General features: G+C 64.4%; 1 pseudogene. It reads left to right on the forward strand.

What is annotated here, in order from left to right:
- Positions 1-348 (forward strand): annotated as a pseudogene (locus HMPREF2883_RS03720) (hypothetical protein); the annotation flags it as partial.

A 348-nucleotide genomic window follows, 5' to 3' on the forward strand; every position in this document is an offset into this window, starting at 1 on the left:
AGCAGTGGGACGTCCTTCAGAGGATGGTGACCGGTCCTGTTGCCCAGCGCGCGAACTATGCCCAGGGGGTTCTGGTGGGGCTGGAGGACATTGGGGTCATCGACCCTTATGGGCCGACGCTGGCGGCCTCGGAGGTCCTGGCCGGTGTGATGGCTGCTGACGCCCGCTACAGCCTGCGGCGGATGGATCCCAAGGATCCGGTGCCGGTGCGGGACATTGTCTTCTGGTTGAGCTCGCCGCGGTGCACCGTTGAGCGCTACGACGCTGATGGTGTCCACGTCTATGGCTGTGATGACGTCGAGGTGGCGCATATTGCCCTGGCCAATGACCATCTCTACCCCCGTCCCA

The organism is Actinomyces sp. HMSC075C01 (assembly GCF_001812965.1).
Taxonomy (GTDB): domain Bacteria; phylum Actinomycetota; class Actinomycetes; order Actinomycetales; family Actinomycetaceae; genus Actinomyces; species Actinomyces acetigenes.